Annotated in this window: 1 protein-coding gene (running past both ends of the window); it reads left to right on the forward strand. The window is 74.9% G+C overall.

This entire window lies inside a single protein-coding gene on the forward strand: locus tag FrCorBMG51_RS34810, encoding a condensation domain-containing protein. The 3192-nt coding sequence extends 148 nt beyond the window's left edge and 111 nt beyond its right edge, so the window shows coding positions 149-3081, spanning codon 50 (partial) through codon 1027 (complete); the first codon wholly inside the window starts at window position 3. Both codon boundaries (start and stop) fall beyond the window edges.

The following is a 2933-nucleotide window of genomic DNA, read 5'->3' on the forward strand; positions in this document are numbered from 1 at the left end:
CCGGCCGACAGTACAGCGGCGGTCTGCCGACCGCCGGCCAGCAGCACAGCGGCGGCCCTCTGGCCGCCGGCCAGCAGCCGGGTGGCGGCCCGTTCGCCGGTGGCCTGCAGCCGGGTGGCTGGGCGCTGCCGGCGCTGTGGTCACTGGAGACGCTGCCGGCCACCGCGGTGACAGCCGCGGACCTGCTCCACCGCGTCGACGTGGCCGGCTTCGACGCCGACCGGCTGCGCGCGGCCATCGCCGCGGAGTCCGACGCGGCCGTCGGACGGCTCGATCCCGAAGCCGGGACGGTAGTGCAGGCGGTCTGGTTCGACGCCGGCCCGGGGCGGCCCGGCCAGCTGCTGCTCGCCGTCCACCATCTGGGGATCGACGGCGTGTCCTGGCGCGTCCTCTTCAGCGATCTTGCTGCCGCGTGGGAGGCGGTGGTGGCCGGGCGGCGTCCCGTCATCGAACCGGTCGCGACGTCGCTGCGCACGTTCGCGCGCGTGCTCACCGAACAGGCGCAGTCCCCGGCGCGCCTGGCCGAGCTCGCGCACTGGGGCGAGACGCTGCGGCCCGGCGGGGAGCTGCTGCCCGGTGCCGGCGGCCCGTTCGGGACGGTCGGTGGGACGGTCGGCGCCACCTCCCGGCACGTCGTCGGCCTGGACGTCGATGACACCGTGCCGCTGCTGACGTCGGTGCCGGCCGCGGTCAACGGTGACGTCACCGATGTGCTGCTCGCCGCGCTGCGGCTGGCGGTCACCCGCTGGCATGCCCGGGGCGGCCGGGACGGCTCTGCCGACCTGCTCGTCGACCTGGAGCGGCACGGCCGGGAGGAGATCGCGTCCGGCCTGGACCTCTCGCGCACGGTCGGCTGGTTCACCAGCGTCACGCCCGTGCGCCTGCCGGCTGTGGACGCGGACGCTGAACCCGCACGGTCATCGTCCGAGGAACGGGGACGGCGGCAGAGCGAGGCGGCGACGCGGCACAATCGTGCGGGCTTGCGGCCGTCGGAGGCGGTCGCCACGCTCAAGGAGGTCAAGGAGCGGCTGCGGGCCAGCGCCGACGGCGGTCTCGGCCACGGGTTGCTGCGCTACCTCAATCCGCAGGTCGGGCCCTTGTTCGCGCGGGCCGCCGTGCCCCAGGTGTTGTTCAACTACTTCGGCCGCTTCCCGTCCGGGCAGCGGGGCCAGGGGCAGGACTGGCTGCCCGCCGCGGACTCCGACGCGCTCGCCGTCGCCTTCGACGCCGACCACGCCCTGCCGTACCTGCTGCAGATCGACGCGATCTGCCAGGAGACGCCGCACGGGCCGCGGCTGACCGCGACCTGGGCCTGGACCGCGGGCGGGCTGTCCGAACACGACGTCCGCGAGCTCGCCGAGGCATGGGCGGACGCGCTGCGGGAGCTGACCGCGGCCGTCGTCGGCACCGGAACCGGCACCAGCGCCGGTACTGGCGGCAGCGCCGGCGGCGCCGGCGGCCTGACCCCGTCCGATCTGACCGTGATCGCGCTCACCCAGACCGAGATCGACGTTGTCGAGCGGATCGCCCCGGGACCGGTCGGCGACATCTGGCCGCTGTCGCCGCTACAGGAGGGGCTGTACTTCCACGCCAGCTACGACATGGGCGAGCTGGACGTCTACACCGCGCAGGTCGCCTTCGACCTCGACCACCGGGTCGACGCCGACCGGCTGCGCCTGGCTGCGGCCACGCTGCTGGCCCGCAACCCCAGCCTGCGGGCGGGTTTCACCAGCGACGGGCTCAGCCGCCCGGTGCAGTTCATCTGCGCGGACCGGGCGGCCCGGCTGACCGAGGTCGACCTGAGCGGGCTGGACGCGTCCGAACGGGACGCGCGGATCACCGAGCTGATGACGGACGACCGCACCCGGCGGTTCGACCTGGCCGACCCGCCGCTGTTCCGGCTGCTGCTGCTGCGCCTGGGCGACGGCCGCGACCGGCTCGCGATCACCCACCATGTGCTGCTGTGGGACGGCTGGTCCGGGCAGGTGCTCGTCGACGAGCTGTTCACTCTGTACGAGCGGGCCGGCGACGACCGGGGGCTGCCCCGGCCGGGCTCCTACCGGGACTACCTGCGCTGGCTCGCCGAGCAGGACGTCGAGCTGGCCAGCCAGTCCTGGCGGGACGCGCTCGCCGGCCTCGCCGAGCCGACACTGCTCGGCCCGGCCGGCCAGAGCCCCACCCCGGCGTTGCCGGACCGGCACGCCGTCGAGCTGTCCGCCGAGCTGAGCGAGCTGCTGCGGGCGCGGGCCCGTCGGCACGCGGTGCCCGTCAACACGCTGCTGAGCGTGGCCTGGGCGCTGGTGCTGTCGAACGCGGTGGGCCGGGACGACGTGGTCTTCGGCACCACGGTCGCGGGCCGGCCGGCGGACATCCCGGACGTCGAGCGCGTGATCGGGCTGTTCCTCAACACCGTGCCGGTGCGGGTCGCCCTCGACCCGTCGGAGCCGGTCGGTGACCTGCTGCGCCGGTTCTCCGCCGAGCGCACCACGCTGATGCCCCACGAGTACCTGGGCCTGGCCGACATGCAGCGCGGTAGTGGCCACAACCAGCTGTTCGACACCCTGTACGTGCTGCAGAACTTCGGCGGCGGGGCGGGCGGCGACTCCGCCCGGCTGCGGGAGCGGCTCGGTGTCCACGACGCCGGCTACGTCGACTCCACCCACTACCCGTTGACCCTGGTCATCTTCCCGGGCCAGCGGCTGCGGATCACCCTGCACTACCGGCCGGACGTCATCGACTCCGCGTTCGCGGGTGCCCTGCTGGCCCGCTACACCACCGCGCTCGACAGCCTGACCGGCGACCCGGCCACCAGAGCCGGCGGCCTCCAGCTGATCCCCCCGCGGGAGCTTCGGCTCCTGGCCGAAAGCCCGACGGCGGACGGGCGTCCGCTGCCCGGCACGCTGTCGCCCGACGAGCCGCCGCGGGCCGGCGGG

The organism is Protofrankia coriariae, assembly GCF_001017755.1.
In the GTDB taxonomy this organism is placed as follows: domain Bacteria; phylum Actinomycetota; class Actinomycetes; order Frankiales; family Frankiaceae; genus Protofrankia; species Protofrankia coriariae.